Genomic DNA, 859 nt, shown 5'->3' with positions numbered 1-859 from the left:
GTGCTGGAAGGTTACGAGGAGAGGTTAGAGCAATCGAAGCTTTGAATCTAAGCCCCAGTAAACGGCGGCCGTAACTATAACGGTCCTAAGGTAGCGAAATTCCTTGTCGGGTAAGTTCCGACCCGCACGAAAGGCGTAATGATTTGAGCGCTGTCTCGACAATGCACCCGGTGAAATTGAAATACCAGTGAAGATGCTGGTTACCTGCGCCAGGACGGAAAGACCCCATGGAGCTTTACTCTAGCTTGATACTGGGATTCGGTACTGCATGTACAGGATAGGTGGGAGACTTTGAGGACAGGACGCCAGTCTTGTCGGAGTCGCTGTTGGGATACCACCCTTGTGGTACTGGATTTCTAACCAACCTCCGTGACCCGGAGGTGGGACAATGTCAGGTGGGGAGTTTGACTGGGGCGGTCGCCTCCGAAAGGGTATCGGAGGCGCTCAAAGGTTCCCTCAGAATGGTTGGAAACCATTCAAAGAGTGCAAAGGCAGAAGGGAGCTTGACTGCGAGACCGACGGGTCGAGCAGGTACGAAAGTAGGACTTAGTGATCCGGTGGTAGAAAGTGGGATTGCCATCGCTCAACGGATAAAAGCTACCCTGGGGATAACAGGCTTATCACTCCCAAGAGTTCACATCGACGGAGTGGTTTGGCACCTCGATGTCGGCTCATCGCATCCTGGGGCTGAAGTAGGTCCCAAGGGTTGGGCTGTTCGCCCATTAAAGCGGTACGCGAGCTGGGTTCAGAACGTCGTGAGACAGTTCGGTCCCTATCCGGCGCGGGCGTAGGATATTTGAGAGGAGCTGCCCTTAGTACGAGAGGACCGGGGTGGACTGGCCTCTGGTGTATCTGTTGA

The 859-nt window shown here is 54.2% G+C and carries 1 rRNA gene; it reads left to right on the top strand.

Annotated features, from left to right (window positions below):
- Nucleotides 1–859: ribosomal RNA gene (locus C7U56_RS15290) — 23S ribosomal RNA — on the top strand; the annotation flags it as partial.

The sequence above is a fragment of the Clostridium fessum genome (assembly GCF_003024715.1).
GTDB classification, from domain to species: Bacteria; Bacillota; Clostridia; order Lachnospirales; family Lachnospiraceae; genus Otoolea; species Otoolea fessa.
Note: the sequence above shows the minus strand (reverse complement) of the source record. Positions and strands in the feature narration are given on the sequence as shown.